We start from the raw sequence: 21,442 nt of genomic DNA, 5'->3' as shown, positions 1-21,442 counted from the left end.
CGTAGGGAGCTGATCGGCGGGCCGGGGAGCTGAGCCGGCCCGCCGATCAGCCCGTCAGGGTGCCCCTCAGCAGGCTGTCGCCGGAGTGGCCGGGCTTGTTGTCGTACTGCTCCGCGCTGACGTCGACCACGGTGTAGGTGCGCAGGTCGACGTTCGGGGGGATCGGCAGGAGCGCGTCCCCTGATCCGTTGCTCAGCGTACCCACGGAGAACATCTTCATCGTGTTCGGATCGATCAGCCAGACCTCGTAGTACCCCGGAACGGTCGGGAGATTCGTCACGTGCAGATGCAATCGGTGGTCGCCGAGCACCCGGGCGTCGCCGGAGGCGTCCTTCGGCGTCGTACCGAACGCCGCGAGCGGCGCGCTGGCCAGCACCGGCGGCTGCGGATCGGCCGGCTCGCCGCCGCCGGTGCCAAGCACCGCGGCGGTGCCGGCCACGCCGATCACCGCGGCGGCGGTGGCGGTGACCGCGGTGGTCGCCCACCCCGGCCAGCGCCGGCTCCGCCGCGGCCGACGTGCCACGACGGGTACGGCGGCCGGCTCCACCGGGTCGGCCGGGCGCGGCAGGCGCCGCTCGGTCAGCGCCGGCAGCTCCTCGGCGGCCCGGATCTCGGCCACGATGCCCTGCCAGATGTGCTCCGGCGGGTCGGGCAGGTCGGCCAGGCCCTGGGTGCCCGCGCCGAGCCCGGCGACGTGCTGGAGCGTCTCCATCTCGCCCCGGCAGTGGTCGCAGGTGTCCAGATGGGTGGCCTCGCCGTCAGCCGCCTCGCTCTCACCGAGCGCCAGAAAGACCAGCCGGTCGTGGTCCAGGTGCTGCACCACCGTCCACCTCCCATCTGCGTTTCAGGCTCTGCATGCCGCGTCTGATGTGGCTCTTGACAGTGCCGAGTGGCACTCCGGTCACCGCCGCGATCTGCTGGTGTGTCAGGTCGTCGTAGAACGCCAGCTCGAGCATCCGGCGCTGTTCGTCGGGGAGCCGGGACAGCTCGTCGGCGACCACCAGCCGGTCGACCACGGTGTCCGGGTCGGGGCCGGTGGAGACCGGCTCCGGCAGTTGCTTCACCGTCTCGACGACCCGGGTCTCCCGGGCCGCGGCCCGGATCCGGTCGACCACCTTGCGTCGCCCGATCCCGAGCAGCCAGCCGACCAGTGAGCCTTTCGCCGGGTCGAACGTCTCCCGGCCGAGCCAGGCGGCGACGAACGTCGCCTGGGTCACGTCCTCGGCGTCGCTGCGGTTCACGAGCGTCGTGGTGGCCAGGTGCAGCACCGCTCGCCCGTACCTGTCGTACGCCTCTCGCAGGGCCGCCTCGTCGCCGTCGCGGAACCGGGTGGCGAGGTCGTCCTCGCCCGGCGGTTCGGGGCCCTGCCTCGCCGCCGTCACCGGGCGGCTCGCCTTCCGTGGGGCATGCCCGACTGTAACTCCCACAGCCCTCGCCCCACTCTCCCGGTGTGTCGGTCACGGCCCTCGTCACCTCTCCTTCGTCGCGGGAGGGTCCGGCGGATGCGCCCGGAGACGGGAGAAAGAAATCGGATCCGGGCGCATCCGGGGGCGACGGAGCCGGCGTAACCCGTTCTGCAAGCCAGGCCTGACGAATCAGCATCAACCACCAGGAGGCAGACAATGCAGTACGCGATGTCCCGTCGGGTCGCCGCGGGCGGCGCGGTGGCCGCCCTCACCTTCGCCGGCGTCGGCGCCGCCACCATGAGCCCCGCCTACGCCGCCTCGTCGAAGGTCTCAGTGGTCCACGGCATCCCGGACACCCCGGTCGACGTGTACGTCAACGGCGAGAAGACGCTGAACGACTTCAAGCCCGGCGACGTCGCCGGCCCGCTCACCCTGCCCGAGGGGGAGTACGACATCGCCCTGACCAAGCCGGGCGAGGCGATCGACAAGGCGATCCTGAAGGTGGACGACGCCGAGGTGCCGGGCGGGGCGAACATCAGCCTCGCCGCCCACCTGAGCGCCGCCGGCGAGCCGCAGATCACCCCGTTCGTCAACGACGTGTCCAAGGTGGGCGCCGGCAAGGCGCGGCTGATCGTCCGGCACACCGCCGCCGCGCCGGCCGTCGACGTGCGGGCCGGCGGGAAGCCGGTCTTCGAGGGCCTGACGAACCCGAAGGAGGCCAAGGCAGACGTGGCCGCCGGCTCGGTCGAGGCGGACGTGGTGCTCGCCGGCACCGACACCGTCGCCATCGGCCCGGCCGACCTGAACCTGAAGGAGGGCACCGCCACCATCGTCTACGCGATCGGCTCGGCCGAGGCGAAGAACCTGAGCGTGGTCGCCCAGACCATCAGCGGCCTGCACTCGGCGCCGGGCGGCGTGCCCAGCGGCACCGGCGGCCAGGCCGGCACCGGCGTGGACACCTGGTGGTACGTGCTGGCCGGGGCCGGCGTGCTGCTCCTGGTCGGCGGCGGGGCGCGGGTGGCGGCAACCGCCCGGGCCGGGCGCCGGTGACGGTGCGCAACCGCGGGGCGCTGGCGGCGATGGCCGCCGGCGCCGCCGCGCTCACCCTGGCGACCGTGGTGGCGTGCGGATCCGAGCCCGCCGAGGACGTCGGCGGCGACGAGGTGACGGCCCTGGCCAGCGCCACGCCCACGCCGGCGCCCTCGGCGACCGGCGGCGGCCCGGTCCCGGTGAACCCGGGCACGCTGCCCGCCGGCAGCGAGATCGTGCCGCCGGTGAAGCTGCGCATCCCGCCGATCCGGGTCACCGCCACCGTCAACCCGGTCGGCGTCAACGAGCGCACCGACGAGTTCGAGGTGCCGCCCAGCGTCGACCAGGTCGGCTGGTACCGCTACGGCCCGGGCCTGGAGGCGGACGCCGGCTCGGTGGTGATCGCCGGGCACGTGGACAGCGCCGAGCAGGGCAAGGGGGCGTTCTTCCGGCTGCGTGAGCTGGACCAGGGGGACGAGCTCACCGCCACCGGCTCGGACGGCCGCGAGCGCTCCTACCGGGTGGTGGCCCGGGAGGAGTACCGGAAGTCGAAGATCCCGCTGGAGCGGTACTTCGCCCGCGACGGCCGGCCCCGCCTCACGCTGATCACCTGCGGCGGGCCGTTCGACGCGAAGACCCGCAGCTACCGGGACAACATCGTCGTCACCGCAGTTCCCACCTGAGGCGCCGGACCGCCCGTCCCACCCCCGCGCGGGACGGGGCGGTCCGGCCCCCGGTGCCGGGTACGCAGGCCGTTAGGCTGAACCGTGATGGCATACCTTGATCACGCGGCGACGACCCCGATGCTGGACGAGGCACTCGAGGCGTACGTCGCTGTCGCCCGCGAGGTCGGCAACGCCTCGTCGCTGCACGCGGCGGGCCGCCGGGCCCGGCGACGGGTGGAGGAGTCCCGCGAGCGGGTGGCCGCCGCGCTCGGCGCCCGCCCCTCCGAAGTGATCTTCACCGGCGGCGGCACGGAGAGCGACAACCTCGCCGTGAAGGGCGTCTTCTGGGCCCGTCGCGCCGCCCGCGCCGACCGGATCCGGGTGGTCTCCAGCGCGGTCGAGCACCACGCCGTACTCGACGCGGTGGACTGGCTGGTCGAGCACGAGGGCGCGCAGGCCGGCTGGCTTCCGGTCGACGCCGCCGGGCGGCTCGATCCGGAGCGACTGCGCGCCGAGCTGGCCGAGCACGGCGAGCACGTCGCGGTGGTCACCGCCATGTGGGCGAACAACGAGGTGGGCACCGTCCAGCCGGTGGCCGAGCTGGCCGCCGTCGCCGCCGAGCACGGGGTGCCGTTCCACACCGACGCCATCCAGGCGGTCGGGCAGGTGCCTGTCGACTTCGCCGCCAGTGGCGTGTCGGCGCTCACCGTGACCGGGCACAAGCTCGGCGGCCCGGCCGGTGTGGGCGCGCTGCTGCTGGCCCGCGACGTGGCGGCCACCCCGCTGCTGCACGGCGGCGGCCAGGAGCGCGACGTACGCTCCGGGACGCTCGACACCGCGGGCATCGTCGCGTTCGCGGTCGCCGTCGAGAGCGCGGTCAAGGGCCAGCAGGAGTACGCCGCCCGCGTCGCCGCGCTCCGCGACGAGCTGGTCGAGCGGGTCCGGCAGGCCGTCCCCGAGGTGATCTTCAACGGCGACCCGGCCGACCGGCTCCCGGGCAACGCGCACTTCTCCTTCCCCGGCTGCGAGGGGGACGCGCTGCTGCTGCTCCTGGACGCCCAGGGCATCGCCTGCTCGACCGGGTCGGCCTGCTCCGCCGGGGTGGCCCAGCCCTCGCACGTACTACTGGCGATGGGCGCCGACGACGACCGGGCCCGGTCCTCGCTGCGTTTCACGCTCGGGCACACGAGCACCGGCGCGGACGTGGACGCGCTGATCGCCGCGCTGCCGGCCGCGGTGGAGCGGGCCCGCCGCGCGGCCGCCCTCCGCACTCCCCGCTGACCCGGATACGCTCGGTGAGGACGAGGGGAGTGGGCCGGTGAGGGTTCTTGCGGCGATGTCGGGCGGGGTGGACTCCGCCGTCGCGGCGGCACGGGCGGTGGAGGCCGGGCACGACGTGACGGGCGTGCACCTGGCCCTGGCCCGTAACCCGCAGACGTACCGCACCGGCGCCCGGGGCTGCTGCACGCTGGAGGACTCCCGGGACGCCCGGCGCGCCGCCGACGTGCTCGGCATCCCGTTCTACGTGTGGGACATGGCCGACCGGTTCCACGACGACGTGGTGGACGACTTCGTCGCCGAGTACGCCGCCGGGCGTACCCCGAATCCCTGCCTGCGCTGCAACGAGAAGATCAAGTTCGCCGCGGTGCTGGACCGGGCCGTGGCCCTGGGCTTCGACGCGGTGGTGACCGGCCACCACGCCCGGCTCGGCGCCGACGGCCTGCTGCGGCGCAGCGTCGACGCGGCCAAGGACCAGTCGTACGTGCTGGCGGTGCTGACCCGCGCGCAGCTCGACCGGTCGATCTTCCCGCTCGGTGACTCGACGAAGGCCGAGGTGCGCGCGGAGGCCGCCCGGCGCGGCCTCGCGGTGGCCGACAAGCCGGACTCGCACGACATCTGCTTCATCGCCGACGGCGACACCCGCGGCTTCCTGGCCGAGCGGCTCGGCGAGGCACCGGGCCAGGTGGTGGACGCGCTCACCGGCGCGGTGGTGGGCAGCCACAGCGGCGCCTACCAGTACACCGTCGGGCAGCGGCGCGGCCTGCACCTGGACCGCCCGGCGCCGGACGGCCGGCCTCGCTACGTGCTCTCCATCACCCCGACCACGAACACCGTGACGGTCGGCCCGGCCGAGGCGCTGGAGGTCTCCGACGTGCGCGCCACCCGCCCGGTGTGGACCGGCGGGCCGCGCCCGGACGGGCCGGTCGAGTGCGAGGTGCAGCTCCGGGCGCACGGCGACGTGGTGCCGGCCGCCGTCGAGGTCGACGCCGACGGACTGCGCGCGTCGCTGCGCCGCCCGGTCCGGGGTGTCGCAGCCGGCCAGGCCATCGTGGCCTACCGGCCGGACCCGGCCGGCGACGTGGTCCTCGGCTCCGCCACCATCACCGCCGCCTGACCTCGAACGGGCAGCGGATAGGCTGCGGCAGTGACTGAGCAGGCATGGCCCTGGCCCACCGGCGCGGCGACCGGCATCGGGTCGCTGCCCGGCACCGACATCGCCGAGGCGCAGCGGATCGTGCTCGGCGAGCTGCCCGCCCTGCCGCACCTGCCCGAGCTGCCCGCGCGAGGGCCGGGCGCGGACATCGTCGGCCGCACCGCCGGCCTGCTCGTCGAACTTCCGGTCGAGCTGTACGCGGCCCGCTGGCGGATCGCCCCGCGCCCCGGCCGCGACCTGCGCCGCGCCCGCGACCTGATGGAACGCGACCTCGACCAGCTCGCCGAGCAGGCCGAGGAGTACGCCGGACCGGTCAAGGTCCAGGCCGCCGGCCCGTTCACCCTCGCCGCCGCGCTGGAGCTGCCGATCGGCGGCCGGATGCTGCGCGACCCGGGCGCGGTACGCGATCTCGCCGGGGCGCTCGGCGAGGGGCTTCGCGGGCACGTCGAAGCGGTGACCCGGCGGCTGCCCCGCGCCTCGGTGCTGCTCCAGCTCGACGAGCCGTCCCTGCCGGCGGTGCTGGCCGGCCGGGTGCCCACCGAGAGCGGCTTCGGCACCCACCGACCGGTGGAGACCGAGGTGGCGCGCGGGCTGCTGCACGACGTGATCGCGGCGGCCGGCGTCCCGGCGCTCGTGCACTGCTGCGCGCCGGACGCCCCGCTGGAGCTGATCCGGTCCGCCGGGGCCGTGGGCGTCGCGCTCGACCTGTCGCTCGTCACCGACCTCGACCCGCTCGGCGAGGCGATCGACGCCGGGCTCGGGCTGCTGGCCGGCGCCGCGCCGACGCTGCCGCCGCCGTCCGGCCGGGCGCCGACGTCGGCCGAGGTCGCCGACCGGGTCCGGGGCGTCTGGGACCGGCTCGGCTTCCCCCGCCGCCGGCTGGCCGAGCAGGTGGTGGTCACCCCCGCGTGCGGCCTGGCCGGCGCCACCCCGGCGTACGCCCGCGCGGTGCTCGCCGCCTGCCGCGAGGCGGGCCGGCGGCTCGCCGAGGACTGACGTTTTTCCGTCGTACCCGCCGGGCACGATGACCGGCATGATTGGACGACTGCGTTCCACAGTGATCGACTGCCCCGATCCGCACGCGCTCGCCGCCTTCTACTCCGAGCTGCTCGGCCTGCCCGTGGTGGAGGAGAACTCCGACGGCGACGAGTGGGTGGTGCTCGGCGGCCCGCCCGGGCACCAGCCGCGGGTGGCCTTCCAGCGGGCGCCGGGCCTGCGCGCCCCCGACTGGCCCGACCCGGCCCGGCCGCAGCAGTTCCACCTCGACGTGACAGTCGACGACATCGAGGCGGCCGAGAAGGCGGCGCTGGCACTGGGCGCGCGGCGGCTGCCAGGCGAGGGGGAGGGCTTCCGGGTCTACGCCGACCCGGCCGGTCACCCGTTCTGCCTCTGCTGGGACTGATCTTCCGCGACTTGCGCGGCGGGGGCATGATCGCCACCGTGACCGCCTCCACCGCCACCGGCCGCGCCGCCGGTTCGCTGTTCGGATTGGCCTACGGCGACGCCCTGGGCAAGCCGACCGAGTTCCTCACCGTCACCGAGATCGTCCGGCGCTACGGCCCGGCCGGTCCGCGCGAGCTGACCGGCGACCCCGCCCTGGTCACCGACGACACCCAGATGGCGCTGGCCGTGGCGTGGGCGCTGCACGACGCGCCCGCGTACACGGCCGGGGTGGTGGCGCCGCTGCTGCGGCAGCGCTTCGTCGACTGGTCGGTCAGCCCGGAGAACAACCGCGCCCCCGGCATGACCTGCCTGCGGGCCTGTGCCGAGCTGGCCCGGGGCGCACGCTGGCAGGAGGCCACCGTCGCCGGCTCGAAGGGCTGCGGGGCGAACATGCGGGTCACCCCGGTCGGGCTGCTCGACGTCGACCTGGACACGATGGCCGGGCTGGCCCAGCTCCAGGCCGGTCTGACGCACGGCCACCCGACCGGGCTGGCGGCGAGCGAGCTGACCGCGTACGCGATCCGGCTGCTGCGCGACGGCGCGGCGCTGCCGGAGCTGCCCGGCCTGCTCACCGAGCGGGCCCGGGAGCAGCGCACCGTCTACCGGGACGACTGGCTCGGTGACCTGTGGCAGCGGCCCGGCGAGAGCAGTGCGGCCGAGTTCGTCGCCCGGGGCTGGGACGACTGCCTGCGCGTGCTCGCCCGGCTGGAGGCGGCGGTGGCCCGCCCGGACGACGGCGGCGACCCGTGCCGGTTCACCGGCGAGGGGTGGATCGCCGAGGAGGCGCTCGCCACCGCGCTGCTCTGCGCGCTGCGCCACACCGACGACCCGGTCGGCGCGCTGGCCCGGGGTGCCACCACCGCCGGTGACTCGGACTCCATCGCCGCGCTGGCCGGCGCGTTCGTCGGCGCCGCGTACGGCATGGCCGCCTGGCCCGCCGGGTGGGCCGGCCGGATCGAGTACGCCGGCCAGCTCACCGCGCTCGCCGAGGCGTTCGACGGAGGGGCCGAGCCCGCGCGCTGAGGTCCGGACAGCCGCACCGGCTCCGGCGGGCGCGGGCGGTCCGGACGCCGCTCCGGCTCACGCGGGCGGTCCGGACGCCGCTTCGGCTCGTGCGGGCGGTCCGGACGCCGCTCCGGCTCGCGCCGAGGGGCGGGCGTCGCTTCGCCTCGTGGGGTGGGCGGGTCCGGGTGCCGGCTACCGGGGTTCAGCCGGTGAGGTGGTCGAGGCGGCGGATGCCGCGCCACAGGGCCGGGTCGCAGGTGCCGGCCCGGTCGGCGAACGCGCTCAGCGGCACCGGGATCGGCTCGCTGACGTCGAGGTAGCTGTCGTGGCCGGCGTCCGGATCCCAGTCCCGGGTCGGGATCGGCAGGTGGTCGTCCCGGCCCGACTTGTCCTGGCTGGTGATCTTCAGCACCTCGGCGTCCCGGCCGTCGACCCGCAGCACCAGACAGGGCCGCACCTTCGAGCCGGTTCCGTCGGCGTAGGGCACGTCGGCCCACCAGATCTCCCCGGGCCGGGGCTCGTCCCGGCCGGTCCGTCCGGCGCCCCGCGGCCTCGGCGGCGCGCCGGCGCGCTCACCTCGCGACCCGCCGCCGGCCCGGTCACCGCGGCGCCCGCCGCCGGGCCGGTCAGTGCCGGTCCGGTCGCCGCCCGGCCCGCTGCTGCGGCTGCCCCGGCCGGTGCCCGGCCGCCGTCCGCCGGACCGGTCGCGCGTCCCGGCGGCGCGTTCGGCCGACCGGCGGCGCCACTCGTTCCACAGCCAGCCGGCCGCGACGCAGGCCACGATCACCAGCGCCCAGATCACCCCGTCGCGCATCCGTCGCCCGCCTTCCGACCGTTGTCGCTCAGCACCGCCGACGCGATCGTCGCACGGCCGGGGCCGACCCGCCCGGGTGCCGCGACCGGCGCCGGTTCGCCCTGCTCGGCGCGGGTGGCCGGACGACTGTCACCCCCGACCGCTACGGTTCTCGGGTAGTACGAACACGGGAGGTCGACAGCAGTGTCCGAAGGCGGCGGCGTGTCCGAAGAAGCGGTTCCCCCAGCGGTCGACGCGGCCCAGGACGCGGCGGCGGGTGCCGAGCCGACCCCGGCGGCCCGGGAGCGGCACGCCACGCTCAGCCAGGAGCTGACCGAGCACCAGTACCGCTACTACGTGCTCGACGCGCCGACCGTCACCGACGCGGAGTTCGACAGGCAACTGCGGGAGCTGGAGGCGCTGGAGGCGGAATACCCGGCGCTGCGCACCCCCGACTCGCCCACCCAGCGGGTCGGCGGCACCTTCTCCACCGACTTCACGCCCGTCGCGCACGCCGAGCGGATGCTCTCGCTCGACAACGCCTTCGCCGACGAGGAGCTTGCCGCCTGGTCCGAGCGGGTCGAGCGGGACGCGGGCGGCCCGGTGCCCTACCTGTGCGAGCTGAAGGTCGACGGGCTCGCCATCAACCTGACCTACGAGAAGGGCCGGCTGGTGCGCGCCGCCACCCGGGGCGACGGCCGCACCGGCGAGGACGTCACCGCCAACGTGCGCAGCATCAAGGGCGTGCCCGCCCGGCTGACCCCGTCCGACGACTTCCCCGACGTGCCGGAGCTCCTCGAGGTGCGCGGCGAGATCTACTTCCCGGTGGCCGCGTTCGCCGACCTGAACGCGAGCCTGGTCGAGCAGGGCAAGGCGCCGTTCGCCAACCCGCGCAACGCCGCCGCCGGCAGCCTGCGGCAGAAGGATCCGCGGGTGACCGCCTCCCGCCCGCTGCGCCTGGTGGTGCACGGCATCGGCGCGCGCACCGGGTTCCGGCCGGCCGCGCAGTCCGAGTCGTACGCCGCGCTCAAGGCGTGGGGGCTGCCCACCAGCGATCGGTGGCGGGTGGTGGACGACCTGGCCGGGGTCGCGGACTACATCGCCTACTACGGCAAGCACCGGCACGACGTCGAGCACGAGATCGACGGCGTCGTGGTCAAGGTCGACCCGGTCTCCATCCAGGGCCGCCTCGGCTCGACCAGCCGGGCGCCCCGCTGGGCGATCGCCTTCAAGTACCCGCCCGAGGAGGTCAACACCAAGCTGCTCGACATCGACGTCAACGTCGGGCGCACCGGCCGGGTCACCCCGTTCGCCGTCCTCGAACCGGTCCGGGTGGCCGGTTCCACAGTCGCGCTGGCGACGCTGCACAACGCCCGCGAGGTCGAGCGCAAGGGTGTGCTCATCGGCGACACGGTGGTGCTGCGCAAGGCCGGCGACGTGATCCCCGAGGTGCTCGGCCCGGTGGTCGAGCTGCGCCCGGCCGACGCCCGCCCGTTCGTCATGCCGACCACCTGCCCGGCCTGCGGCACCCCGCTCGCGCCGGCCAAGGAGAACGACGTCGACATCCGCTGCCCCAACGGGCGGGCCTGCCCCGGCCAGATCCGCGAGCGGGTCTTCTACCTGGCCAGCCGCAAGGTGCTCGACATCGAGGTGCTCGGCGAGAAGGGCGCGGCGGCACTGCTCGACGCGCAGATCATCGCCAACGAGGGCGACCTGTTCCAGCTCGACGCCGAGCAGTTGAGCCGGTCGCCGTTCTTCGTCAACAAGGACGGCAGCCTGGGCAGCAACGCCACCAAGCTGCTCGACAACCTCGCCGAGGCCAAGGAACGCGACCTGTGGCGGGTGCTGGTGGCGCTGTCCATCCGGCACGTCGGCCCGACCGCCGCCCAGGCGCTCGCCCGGCACTTCCGCTCGGTCGCCGCGATCGAGGCCGCCGGTGAGGAGGAGCTGTCCTCGGTGGACGGCGTCGGCCCGACCATCGCGTCGAGCGTGAAGGAGTGGTTCGCCGTCGACTGGCACCGCGACGTGGTGCGCAAGTGGGCCGAGGCGGGCGTCCGGATGGCCGAGGAGGCCGCCGACGAGGGGCCGCGACCGCTCGACGGCGTCACGGTGGTGGTCACCGGCACGCTCAGCGGGTTCAGCCGCGACCAGGCGGCCGAGGCGATCCAGGCCCGGGGCGGCAAGGTGACCGGCTCGGTCTCCAAGAAGACGGGCTTCGTGGTGGTCGGCGACAATCCCGGCTCCAAGGCCGACAAGGCCGCCACCCTGAAACTGCCGATCCTCGACGAGGACGGCTTCCGGGTGCTGCTCGACTCCGGCCCGGAGGCGGCCCGCGAGGTGGCCCGGGTGGAGGACTGACAGGCTGTTCACAGCAATCGTCCGGCGGATACCAAGTTAATTACGACTACGACCGATTCGTGACTGTCGTGTCGGGGAAATCGCCTCGGAGGGCGTTTCATTGGCGTACGACGCGTGACGGCGCGCGCCACGAGGTTCCCCCCGGGAGGTGCGATGGAGACCGGAGACCCGCGTAACTCCGTCCCGCCCGGGCGGAGCGGGCCGTTCTTCGGTTTCGTCGGCGCGATCGGCTTGGTCGCCCTGGTGGTCTCGGCCGGGCCGCTCGTCGCGCTCGCCGACAGGTGGAGCGAGCTGCCGGCCGCGTTCTGGACCATGGCGGCGCTCGCCGTCGCCTGCGACGCCCGCCCGTTCGTCCCGCCCGGCCGGCGGCAGACCTCGGCGGTGTTCCCGTCGACCTGCTTCACCTTCGCCATCCTGCTCGGCTGGGGCTTCGGTCCGGCCGTCGCGGTGCAGGCCGTGGCGGTGGCGGTCAGCGGCTGGCGGCTCGGGTACGCCCCCTGGCGCACCGGCTTCAACGCGGCGCAGTACGCCTGCGCGCTCGCCGCCGCGTACGCGGTCACCCGGCTCGGCCCGGGCGAGCTGTTCGACGGCGGCCGGCTGCACTGGACCGACGTGGCGGCGGTGGGCGGCGCGACGGTCGCCTGGTTCGTGGTCAACTACGGACTGGTCAGCTCGGCGGTCCGGTTGCGCTTCGGCGACCGGTGGTGGCCCAGTGTCCGCAGCGGCCTGGCCTACGAGCTGCTCGCCACCGGTTCGCTGCTGCTGCTCGCGCCGGTGCTGGTGGCCGCCGCCCGGGCCAGCGCGGCGCTGATCCCGCTGGTGCTGGTGCCGCTGTTCGCGGTCTACCGGATGGCCCGGCTCTCCGCCGAACGGGAACAGCTCGCCGACGTGGACCCGCTCACCGGGCTGCCCAACCGCAAGGCGCTGCTGACCGAGGTGGCCGAGCAGGTGCACCTGCACGGTGACCGGGCCGCCCGGGGCGCGCCGGACGCGCACCTGGCGCTGCTGCTGCTCGACCTCGACCGGTTCAAGCACGTCAACGACGCGCTCGGGCACGCCGTCGGCGACCGCCTGCTGGTCGAGGTGAGCGCCCGGCTGATGGGCGCCGTGGACGGCGGCGACATGGTGGCGCGGCTCGGCGGCGACGAGTTCGCCATCGTCGTACCCCGGCTCACCGACATCGACCAGGCCCGCGAGCGGGCCGACCGGGTGGTCGCCGCGCTCGCCGAGCCGGTGCCGCTCGACGGGCTGCCGCTGGACGTGGGCGGCGCCATCGGCATCGCGCTCTACCCCGACCACGGCGAGGACTTCGCCACCCTGATGCGTCACGCCGACGTGGCCATGTACGACGCGAAGCACCGCAACGACACGGTGGCGGTCTACGCGCCGGAGTCCGACCACAACTCGGCCGAGCGGCTGAGTCTGCTGGCCGATCTGCGCCGGGTGCTGGAGTCCGGCCCGTCCGCGCAGGGCGGGGAGACGGTCGGCGTACGCGGGGGTGACGGCGCCGCACTGCAGCCGGCGCTGCCGGTCCGGGCCGACCGTCCGGCCCGCAACCAGCGCCCGGCGCGCGACGGCGGCCGTGGGCGGTCCGGCGGCGGGCCGAACCGGTGGCTGCGACGGCGCCGGAACCGGGTGGAGGAGCGGCACGACGACGACCTGATCGAGCGGATCCTCACCGGCGCCGACCCGATCCGCCGCCGGGCCGCCCACGCCGGGGCGGGACCGGTCGCGGGCCCGCTCGTGGTGGGCGACGCGGAGTTCACGCCGGCCACCGGGACCGCCGACGGCGACGTCACCCACGACGCGGTGGCCGCCGTGAGCACCGGCGCGCCGGGCGTCATCGGGCCGACCGCCGACGGGAGCACCAGGGCCGAGCCGGACGACCAGGCCGGGCACCCGGGCGAGATCACCATGTACTACCAGCCGCAGATCGCCATCGCCACCGGCGAGGTGGTGGGCGTCGAGGCGCTGCTGCGCTGGCGGCACCCGCGCCGGGGCATGGTCGACCCGGGCGAGCTGATCCAGGTCGCCGAGCAGAGCGCGGTGATGCGGCTGCTCACCCGCCGCGTGGTGGACGACGTGGTGGAGCAGCTCGCCAAGTGGTCGGCGGCCGGGCTCACGCTGCGGGCCGCGCTCAACGTCAGCGTCCGTGACCTGCACACCGGCGAGATCGCCGACCAGATCGCCGACCGGCTGACCCGGTACGGCGTGCCGCCGGAGCGCCTCCAGGTGGAGATCACCGAGGGTGCGCTGATGGCCGACCCCCGGCGGGTGCTCGCCAGCATCACCCAGTTGCACCGGATCGGCGTCGGCATCGCGCTCGACGACTTCGGCACCGGCTACTCGTCGCTGCAACACCTGCGCCGGCTCCCGCTGTCCGAGGTGAAGGTGGACCGGTCGTTCGTCCTCGGGATGGCCGACGACCCGGACGACGCGGCGATCGTCCGCTCGATGATCGAACTGGCCGGCGCGCTCGGGCTGCGGGTGGTGGCCGAGGGCGTCGAGGACGAGCGCACCTGGCGGATGCTGCACGCCGCCGGGTGTGACGTGGCGCAGGGCTGGTTCCACGCCCGGCCGATGCCCGCCGAGGACCTGGTGGCCTGGCTGTCCCGCTACCGTCCGGTGCGCCCGGCGGAGGCGGGGAGCCGCAGCGGTCCGGCGCCGGAGGGGGAGTCGAAGGCGTCGTCGTGACGGCGGGACAATAGACTCGCTCCGGTCACCGCGCGTCATCGAGCACGCCCGCACGCGCGGCCGGCCCACCGCAGACGTCTCAGGACAGCCACGAAGGGGGCACTGATGGCCGCCATCTCCCGCGAGGAGGTCGCGCACCTCGCGCGACTGTCGCGGCTCGCCGTCACGGAGGAGGAACTGGACACCTTCGCCGGCCAGCTGGATGTGATCCTCCAGTCGGTCGCGCAGGTCGGCGAGGTCGCCGCGGCGGACATCCCGCCGACGTCCCACTCCGTGCCGCTGACGAACGTGCTCCGCGAGGACGTGGTGCGGCCCGGCCTGACCCCGCAGGAGGCGCTGTCGGGTGCCCCCGACGCCGAGGAGCAGCGGTTCCGCGTCCCGCGGATCCTGGACGAGGATGTGGCCTCATGAGCGAGCGCAGCGAGCGAGTCATCAGGCTCAGCGTGGCTGCCGGTCGTGACGGCACGGAGCGAAGCGGAGTGCCGGCATGACCGACCTGACGAAGCTGAACGCCGTCGAGATCGCCGGGCTGGTGGCGAGCGGCGAGACCTCCGCGGTCGAGGTCACCCAGGCCCACCTGGATCGCATCGGTGCCGTCGACGACCGGGTGCACGCGTTCCTGCACGTCGACACCGAGGGCGCGCTGACGGCCGCGCGTGCCGTGGACGAGCGGCGCGCCGCCGGTGAGGAGCTGGGCCCGCTCGCCGGTGTGCCGGTCGCGGTGAAGGACGTCCTGACCACGAAGGGCGTGCCGACCACTGTCGGGTCGAAGATCCTGGAGGGCTGGCGCCCGCCGTACGACTCGACCATCGTCGAGCGGCTGCGCGCCGCCGGCACGGTGATGCTCGGCAAGACGAACATGGACGAGTTCGCCATGGGCTCCTCCACCGAGTACTCCGCCTACGGGCCGACCCGCAACCCGTGGGACCTGGAGCGGATCCCGGGCGGCTCCGGCGGTGGCAGCGCGGCGGCGCTGGCCGCGTACGAGGCGCCGCTGTCGATCGGCTCGGACACCGGCGGCTCGATCCGCCAGCCCGGCGCGGTCACCGGCACCGTCGGCGCGAAGCCCACCTACGGCGGCACCTCCCGCTACGGCCTGGTCGCGTTCTCCTCGTCGCTGGACACGCCCGGCCCGTGCGCGCGTACCGTGCTCGACGCCGCGTTGCTGCACCAGGTGATCGGCGGTCACGACCCGCGCGACTCCACCTCGATCCCGGCCCCGGTGCCGGACGTGGTGGCCGCGGCGCGGCTCGGCGCCACCGGCGACCTGACCGGAGTGAAGCTCGGCGTGGTCACCGAGTTCACCGGTGAGGGCGCGGAGCCGGGCGTGACGGCCGCGTTCCGCGACGCCGCCGAGGCGCTGGCGAAGCTGGGCGCCGAGATCGTCGAGGTCTCCTGCCCGCACTTCAAGTACGCGCTGCCGGCCTACTACCTGATCGCGCCGAGCGAGTGCTCCTCCAACCTGGCCCGGTTCGACGGCGTCCGGTTCGGCCTGCGGGTCGGCGACGACGGCAACCGGTCGCTGGAGGAGGTCATGTCGCTGACCCGCGAGGCCGGCTTCGGTCCCGAGGTCAAGCGCCGCATCATGATCGGCACGTACGCGCTGTCGTCGGGCTACTACGATGCCTACTACGGCCAGGCGCAGAAGGTCCGCACGCTGATCACGCGGGACTTCACCAGCGCGTTCGAGCAGGTCGACGCGCTGATCTCGCCGACCACGCCGTTCGTGGCGTTCCCGATCGGGTCGCGCACCGCCGACCCGTACCAGATGTACCTGGCCGACCTGTTCACCATCCCGACGAACCTGTACGGCGGCCCGGCCATCTCCGTGCCGTGCGGCCTGTCCGAGGGGCTCCCGGTCGGCTTCCAGATCATGGCGCCGACCATGGCCGACGACCGGATGTACCGGGTCGCCGCCGCGCTGGAAGGCGCCGTCGGCACGCTCGCCCCGCCGACGCTCTGAACCCGGGGGTACGGAGGCGGGCCGCCCGCCTCCGTACCGGGAAACGTCCCGCGCCCGGTGCGGTCCCCGCGACCGCGCCGGGCGCGGCTGTCGTCGCGGCGACACGGTGATCACCGATCAGTGGATTGCCCGGGGTCACTGGCACTGGTCGAATAAACTCCGAGTCTGCTGGATCGACTGGACTGTGGCCCGCTGGCGGACGCGAGCGGTTCCGACCGAGAGCTGGATGTGCGATGGGGACACTTCGCCCGGTCATGGCCCTGACGATGGCTGCCGCGTTGCTGCTGGGCGTCGCGCAACCCGCCACCGCGCAACCGGCCACCGCCGCCACGGAGACCGTCACCATCACGTCGGGCAAGCCCCGGCCGGTCATGTACATCGGGCAGGTCTACGCGATCCACACCGTCGAGGCGACCGGCGGCACCGGGCCGTACCGGTTGTCGGTGGTGTCGGGCGGTCTGCCGCCGGGGATGCTCGTGGTGGGGACGTCGCTCGGGGGCGCCCCCACGACGCCTGGCACGTACACCTTCACGTTGCGGATGACCGACCAGAACGAGGTCTTCGACGAGCAGACGGCGGCCGTCGAGGTACGCGAACAGAAGGTCGTCATCACGTCGGGCAAGCCCCGGTCGCCCATGTACCTCGGCCGGGTGTACAGCATCCACACCGTCGAGGCCACAGGTGGCACCGAGCCGTACCGGTTGTCGGTGACCTCGGGCGCTCTGCCGCCGGGGCTGCTCGTGGTGGGGACGTCGCTCGGGGGCGCGCCGACCACGCCTGGCACGTACGCGTTCACGCTGCGGATGACCGACAAGAACGACCGCTTCGACGAGCAGAACGCCACAGTCGTCGTCGCCGAGGCGGCGACCACGTTCACCTCCGGCGAACCGCCCGCCGCGACTGTCGGTAAGCCCTACTCCTTCCGGTTCACCGCCGACGGTGACTCGGACATCGCGTTCGCCCTGACCGCGGGAGCCCCGCCGGGCGGTCTCACCCTCGACGAGGAGGGCCTGTTCAGCGGCACCCCGAGCAGCGCCGGCACGTTCACCTTCACCGTCACGGCGAAGGGATACAGCACCAGCGCCACGAAGCAGGTGTCGCTGACCGTCGCCGCCCGGACCCCGACCACCCCCACGGCGACCCCGGCCGACCCGGCGGCCACGCCCGCCCCGGCCGATCCGACGGCGACGCCGACGCCGGGCGATCCGGCCGTTACGCCGTCGGAGAGCAGCCCCGCGGCGCCCCAGCCGACGCCCTCGCCGTCGAAGGTGAGTGGCGCGTGGCTGCCGATCACCGGACCGGGCTCGCCGCTCGTGCTGCTGCTGCTGAGCGTCGTGGCCTTCTCCGTCGGCGGCATCCTGCTCGTGCTGGCCTACAACCGTCGGCGCAGCTTCACCGCACCCGAGTGACGTCCGGCCGGGCCCGGTCGTCGTGCCGGGCCCGGGCGTTGATCTCGAAGCCCGGCAGCGGGGTGGCCGGGCCAGCCGATTAGGCTGGAACGGTTCTGTCCGGATCGCGCCTGGAGCTCAGATGACGACGACACTGCCCGCGTACGACGAGGTCGTCGCGCGCTTCGAACCGGTGATCGGCCTGGAGACCCACGTCGAGCTGGGCACGAACACCAAGATGTGGTGCGGCTGCCCGACCGACTTCGGCGGCGAGCCGAACACCCGGGTCTGCCCGGTCTGCCTCGGCCTGCCCGGCTCGCTGCCGGTGGCGAACAAGGCCGCCATCGAGGCGACCATCCGGATCGGGCTGGCGCTGAACTGCTCGATCGCCGAGTGGTGCCGGTTCGCCCGGAAGAACTACTTCTACCCGGACATGCCGAAGAACTTCCAGATCAGCCAGTACGACGAGCCGCTGTGCTTCGACGGCTACCTGGACGTCGAGGTCAACGGCGAGCTGGTGCGCATCGGCATCGAGCGGGTGCACCTGGAGGAGGACACCGGCAAGACGCTGCACGTCGGCGGCGCCACCGGCCGCATCCACGGCGCCACCGAGTCGCTCGTCGACTACAACCGGGCCGGCATCCCGCTCGTCGAGATCGTCACCAGGCCCATCCCCGGCACCGGCGCGCTCGCGCCCGAGGTCGCCCGCGCGTACGTCACCGAGCTGCGTGACGTGATCCGCTCGCTCGGCGTCTCCGACGTGCGGATGGAGGAGGGCTCGCTGCGCTGCGACGTCAACACGTCGCTGAACCGGCCGGGCGAGGAGTGGGGCACCCGTACCGAGACCAAGAACGTCAACTCGCTGCGCTCGGTCGAGCGGGCGGTGCGCTCGGAGATGCTGCGCCAGGCGTCGGTGCTGGAGGCGGGCGGCCGGATCACCCAGGAGACCCGGCACTTCCACGAGGACACCGGCGACACCACGCCGGGCCGGTCCAAGGAGACCGCCACCGACTACCGGTACTTCCCGGAGCCGGACCTGGTGCCGCTCGCCCCGGACACCGCGTGGGTGGCCGAGCTGAAGGCCGCCCTGCCGGAGTTGCCGCGGCTGCGCCGCAAGCGGATCCAGCAGGAGTGGGGCCTGTCCGACCTCGACATGCAGTCGGTGGTCAACGCCGGCGCGGTCGAGCTGATCGAGGCGACGGTGGCCGCCGGCGCCACCCCTTCCGCCGCCCGCAAGTGGTGGCTGGGCGAGCTGTCCCGCCGCGCCAACGAGACCGGCGTGGAGCTGGCCGACGTGGGCGCCACCCCGGCCCAGGTCGCCGAGCTCCAGGGACTGGTCGACGCGGGCAAGCTCAACGACAAGCTGGCCCGTACCGTGCTGGAGGGCGTGGTGGCCGGCGAGGGCTCGCCGACCGAGATCATGACCAACCGCAACCTGGAGGTCGTCTCGGACACCGGCGCGCTCACCGCGGCCGTGGACGAGGCGATCGCCGCCAACCCGGACGTCGCCGACAAGATCCGTAGCGGCAAGGTCGCGGCGGCCGGCGCGCTCGTCGGCGCGGTCATGAAGACCACCCGCGGCCAGGCGGACGCGAAGACCGTCCGCGAGCTGATCCTGGCGCGCCTCGGCGCCTGACGTGTCGTAAGGAAGGGCCCCTTCTTAACGCCTGGTGCATGGGAAGGGGCCCTTCCTAACGCCTCGCCACCCCTCCCCGGACAGGGCGTCAACGGCGACGCCCGGATGGAGTCACCGTGAACCAGCACGACCTCGACGTCCTCGACGAGATCCAGCGCCGGGTGCTCTGGCTCGCCACCCGCATCGTCGACGCGGCCAACCACGACCGCGACACCGGTGACGGGGTGAAGGTCGGCGGCCACCAGGCGTCCAGCGCCTCCCTGGTCACCGCGATGACCGCGCTCTGGTTCCACCACCTGGACGCCGAGGACCGGGTCGCGGTGAAGCCGCACGCCTCGCCGGTGTTCCACGCGATCCAGTACCTGCTCGGCAACCTCGACAAGTCGTACCTGCCGAAGCTGCGGGCGCGCGGCGGGCTCCAGTCGTACCCGTCGCGGACCAAGGACCCGGACGAGGTGGACTTCTCGACCGGCTCGGTCGGCCTGGGCGCCGCCGCGCCGCTGTTCGCCGCCGTCACCCGCCGCTACGTCGACGCGCACTTCGGCCCGCGCCCGCACTCCCGGTTCGTCGCCATCATCGGTGACGCCGAGCTGGACGAGGGCAACATCTGGGAGGCGGTCGCCGACCCGGCCACCACCGGGCTCGGCAACGTGATGTGGCTCGTCGACTTCAACCGCCAGTCGCTGGACCGGGTCGTACCCGGCATCCGGATCAACCAGTGGCGCGGCCAGTTCGAGGCGGCCGGCTGGCACGTCGTGGAGGTCAAGTACGGCCGTCGGCTCGCCGAGGCGTACGCCCGGCCGGGCGGCGCGGCGCTGCGCGACTGGATCGACCGGATGCCCAACGAGCAGTACCAGTCGCTGTTCGGGCTGGCCGGCCCGGCGCTGCGCAAACAGTTCCTGGACGGCGCGCCGGCCGAGGTGGCCGCCTTCGTCGCCGACATCGCCGACGACGAGCTGGGCCCGCTCGTCACCGACCTGGGCGGGCACGACGCGCAGGCCATGCTCGACGCGTACGCCCAGTGCGACGCGGTCACCGACCGGCCCAGCGTCGTCTTCGCGTACACGGTCAAGGGCTGGGGCCTGCCGATCGCCGGCAACCCGCGCAACCACTCGGCGCTGCTCACCACCGAGCAGGTCGACGCGCTGCGCGCCGCGCACGGCCTGACCCCGGAGACCGAGTGGGAGCGCCTCGACCCGGCGTCCCCGGCCGGCATCCGGGCCGGCGAGCGCCGGGAGGCGCTGTCCCGCGCGCCGCGCGAGCGGGCGCTGGGCGTCACCGTCCCGGAAACCACGAGGGTACGGGCGAACAAGCCGGTCTCCACCCAGGAGGTCTTCGGCCGGGTGCTCGTCGACCTGGTCCGCGATCCGCAGGTGGCGCCCTACCTGGTGACCACCGCGCCGGACGTGGCGACCTCGACGAACCTGGCCGGGTTCATCAACAAGACGGGGGTCTTCGCCCCGACCGAGCAGCGTTCCTGGACCGAGGACCGGATGCTGCGCTGGACCGAGAGCCCCGCCGGGCAGCACATCGAGCTGGGCATCTCGGAGATGAACCTGTTCCTGCTGCTGGGGCAGCTCGGCCTGTCGTGGGATCTGTCGGGCCAGCCGCTGCTGCCGGTGGGCACCGTCTACGACCCCTTCGTGCTGCGCGGTCTCGACGCGTTCCTCTACGGCACGTACTCCGGCTCCCGGTTCGTGGTGGCCGGCACCCCGTCCGGCATCACGCTGGCTCCCGAGGGCGGGGCACACCAGTCCACCATCACCGCGTCGGTCGGCCTGGAGCTGCCGGGGGTGACGTTCCTGGAGCCCGCGTACGCCGGCAGCCTCGACTGGCTGCTCTGTGACGCGCTCGGGCAGATCGCCGGCGGCTCCGCACCCGCCGCGACCGCCGCGCCGGCCGAGGACGGGGCGTACTACTTCCGGCTCAGCACCCGGCCGATCGACCAGGCGCCGTTCGAGGCGGCCCGGGCGCGGCTCGGGGACGCCGTGCTGCGGCGGCAGGTGGTGGCCGGCGCGTACCGGCTCGTCGACGCGCACCAGGCGTACCCCGATCTGGCGGACGCCCCGGTCGTGCAGCTCGCCGCCTCCGGCGCGGTGCTGCCGGAGGTGCTCGCGGCCGCCGCGGAGCTGGCGGAGGAGGGCGTGGCCGCGCACGTGGTCGACGTGACCAGCCTGGACCGTCTCTACCGGGCGTGGCAGCGGACGCTGCGCCAGGGCGTGCGGACCGCGACCGTGCCGAGCGTGCCCGGCGCGCTGCGGTCGGCCTTCGCCGACCGGGTGCCGGTGGTCACCGTGCACGACGCGGCCTCGCACGCGATGGCCTGGCTGGGCTCGGCGGTCGGCGCCCCGGCGGTGCCGCTCGGCGTGGACGAGTTCGGTCAGTCCGGCAGCGTCCGGGACCTGTACGAGCTGCACGACCTGCTGCCCGGCAGCATCGTCAACGCCGCGCTGGCCGCGATCGCGCTGCGCTGAGGCGCCTCCGTCGCGCTGACCGCACCGCGCCACGGGGCCGGCCGGACATCCCGGGCGGCCCCGGGCCCCGCGCGGTGAGGTCTGGCCTCCGTGCGCGCCTCAGCCGCTCGGCGCGCCGGGCCTGACCGCGAGGGAAGGCGAGAAAACCGGGACG

17 protein-coding genes are annotated in these 21,442 nt (G+C 74.3%); 14 read left to right on the top strand and 3 right to left on the bottom strand.

The window, feature by feature from the left end; all coding sequences use genetic code 11:
* Nucleotides 1–46: 46 nt before the first annotated feature.
* Together ABIH81_RS01635 and ABIH81_RS01630 are read right to left on the bottom strand one after the other, a co-directional pair.
* Nucleotides 47–820: an anti-sigma factor gene (locus ABIH81_RS01635; protein WP_349881271.1), complete on the bottom strand. Its 774-nt coding sequence runs from the start codon at nt 818–820 to the stop codon at nt 47–49.
* Complete coding sequence (locus tag ABIH81_RS01630; protein WP_349878683.1) at nt 774–1,382, bottom strand: sigma-70 family RNA polymerase sigma factor; 609 nt, start codon at nt 1,380–1,382, stop codon at nt 774–776. The genes ABIH81_RS01635 and ABIH81_RS01630 overlap by 47 nt, the downstream gene beginning before the upstream one ends.
* A gap of 240 nt (nt 1,383–1,622) precedes the next feature.
* Here ABIH81_RS01630 and ABIH81_RS01625 point away from each other — a divergent pair, with 240 nt between their 5' ends.
* The 7 genes from ABIH81_RS01625 (at nt 1,623) to ABIH81_RS01595 (ending at nt 8,000) form a co-directional block, all read left to right on the top strand.
* Entirely contained in the window at nt 1,623–2,456 is an 834-nt protein-coding gene (locus ABIH81_RS01625) for a DUF4397 domain-containing protein (protein WP_349878682.1), read from the top strand.
* Nucleotides 2,453–3,118, top strand: coding sequence for a class F sortase (locus ABIH81_RS01620; protein WP_349878681.1), 666 nt, complete (start codon nt 2,453–2,455; stop codon nt 3,116–3,118). Before ABIH81_RS01625 ends, ABIH81_RS01620 begins: the two co-directional genes overlap by 4 nt.
* Nucleotides 3,119–3,205: 87 nt before the next feature.
* Entirely contained in the window at nt 3,206–4,381 is a 1,176-nt protein-coding gene (locus ABIH81_RS01615) for a cysteine desulfurase family protein (RefSeq protein WP_349878680.1), read from the top strand.
* A 37-nt stretch (nt 4,382–4,418) separates the two neighbouring features.
* The gene (mnmA, locus tag ABIH81_RS01610) at nt 4,419–5,495 is read left to right on the top strand and encodes a tRNA 2-thiouridine(34) synthase MnmA (protein ID WP_013284461.1); all 1,077 of its coding nucleotides are present in this window, start codon (nt 4,419–4,421) and stop codon (nt 5,493–5,495) included.
* Between the two features lie 30 nt (nt 5,496–5,525).
* Nucleotides 5,526–6,530 (top strand): methionine synthase, encoded by a 1,005-nt coding sequence (locus ABIH81_RS01605; protein ID WP_349878679.1) that lies wholly within the window; start codon nt 5,526–5,528, stop codon nt 6,528–6,530.
* Nucleotides 6,531–6,567: 37 nt separating this feature from the next.
* Nucleotides 6,568–6,936 carry a VOC family protein gene (locus ABIH81_RS01600; protein ID WP_349878678.1) on the top strand — a complete coding sequence of 123 codons (369 nt, stop codon included), beginning with the start codon at nt 6,568–6,570 and terminating at the stop codon, nt 6,934–6,936.
* Between the two features lie 26 nt (nt 6,937–6,962).
* Complete coding sequence (locus ABIH81_RS01595; RefSeq protein WP_349878677.1) at nt 6,963–8,000, top strand: ADP-ribosylglycohydrolase family protein; 1,038 nt, start codon at nt 6,963–6,965, stop codon at nt 7,998–8,000.
* 184 nt (nt 8,001–8,184) lie between these two features.
* Here ABIH81_RS01595 and ABIH81_RS01590 read toward each other — a convergent pair whose 3' ends face one another.
* Nucleotides 8,185–8,796 (bottom strand): type II toxin-antitoxin system PemK/MazF family toxin, encoded by a 612-nt coding sequence (locus ABIH81_RS01590; protein ID WP_349878676.1) that lies wholly within the window; start codon nt 8,794–8,796, stop codon nt 8,185–8,187.
* Nucleotides 8,797–8,997: 201 nt separating this feature from the next.
* On the opposite strand from ABIH81_RS01590, the gene ligA reads away from it, so the two are divergent.
* The 7 genes from ligA to ABIH81_RS01555 all read left to right on the top strand — a co-directional run bounded on the left by ligA (nt 8,998) and on the right by ABIH81_RS01555 (nt 21,288).
* A complete protein-coding gene (ligA, locus tag ABIH81_RS01585; RefSeq protein ID WP_349878675.1) occupies nt 8,998–11,133 on the top strand; it encodes an NAD-dependent DNA ligase LigA in 2,136 nt (711 codons plus the stop codon).
* 153 nt (nt 11,134–11,286) lie between these two features.
* The gene (locus tag ABIH81_RS01580) at nt 11,287–13,827 is read left to right on the top strand and encodes a bifunctional diguanylate cyclase/phosphodiesterase (protein ID WP_349878674.1); all 2,541 of its coding nucleotides are present in this window, start codon (nt 11,287–11,289) and stop codon (nt 13,825–13,827) included.
* A gap of 105 nt (nt 13,828–13,932) precedes the next feature.
* A complete protein-coding gene (gene gatC / locus ABIH81_RS01575; RefSeq protein WP_013284468.1) occupies nt 13,933–14,238 on the top strand; it encodes an Asp-tRNA(Asn)/Glu-tRNA(Gln) amidotransferase subunit GatC in 306 nt (101 codons plus the stop codon).
* 76 nt (nt 14,239–14,314) lie between these two features.
* Nucleotides 14,315–15,790 carry an Asp-tRNA(Asn)/Glu-tRNA(Gln) amidotransferase subunit GatA gene (gene gatA / locus ABIH81_RS01570; protein ID WP_349878673.1) on the top strand — a complete coding sequence of 492 codons (1,476 nt, stop codon included), beginning with the start codon at nt 14,315–14,317 and terminating at the stop codon, nt 15,788–15,790.
* Nucleotides 15,791–16,044: 254 nt separating this feature from the next.
* Nucleotides 16,045–17,199: a putative Ig domain-containing protein gene (locus tag ABIH81_RS01565; RefSeq protein WP_349878672.1), complete on the top strand. Its 1,155-nt coding sequence runs from the start codon at nt 16,045–16,047 to the stop codon at nt 17,197–17,199.
* Nucleotides 17,200–17,320: 121 nt separating this feature from the next.
* Nucleotides 17,321–18,814, top strand: coding sequence for an Asp-tRNA(Asn)/Glu-tRNA(Gln) amidotransferase subunit GatB (gatB, locus tag ABIH81_RS01560; RefSeq protein ID WP_349878671.1), 1,494 nt, complete (start codon nt 17,321–17,323; stop codon nt 18,812–18,814).
* Nucleotides 18,815–18,930: 116 nt separating this feature from the next.
* On the top strand, nt 18,931–21,288 hold the full coding sequence (locus ABIH81_RS01555; RefSeq protein ID WP_349878670.1) for a pyruvate dehydrogenase: 2,358 nt from the start codon (nt 18,931–18,933) through the stop codon (nt 21,286–21,288).
* The last annotated feature ends 154 nt before the right edge of the window (nt 21,289–21,442 follow it).

The organism is Micromonospora sp. HUAS YX12, assembly GCF_040215685.1.
In the GTDB taxonomy this organism is placed as follows: Bacteria; Actinomycetota; Actinomycetes; order Mycobacteriales; family Micromonosporaceae; genus Micromonospora; species Micromonospora tulbaghiae.
This window is presented reverse-complemented; position numbering and strand designations above follow the sequence as displayed.